At 49.1% G+C, this 230-nt stretch carries 1 protein-coding gene; it reads right to left on the bottom strand.

Features of this window, described 5'->3' with window-relative positions:
- Nucleotides 1-230 (bottom strand): ACT domain-containing protein (locus AC0IXR_RS25235; protein ID WP_471762627.1); only part of this gene is annotated, 230 nt, incomplete at both ends.

The following is a 230-nucleotide window of genomic DNA, read 5'->3' as shown; positions in this document are numbered from 1 at the left end:
AGCTAGCAAATTTGCCGTCCGAGTTACCACCAACAGCAGTGTCAGCTTCACTCTCTCCCAGTTCATCCTGGTACACAGTGGCAATAGAAACATCGTTCTTGGCGAAGACATCTGTCACCTTGGACAAGGTGCCTTTTTCGTCAACAACATACATGTTGACGAGATAGCGCGTCTGCACATCCCCAAACTTGGCGATAGGAAGATTAGCGTATGTGTTATCTCCCGGGGCA

It is taken from the genome of Methylobacterium sp. AC832 (genome assembly GCF_979256025.1).
The sequence above is the reverse complement of the archived record's forward strand: the minus strand, read 5'-3'. Positions and strand labels throughout refer to the sequence as shown.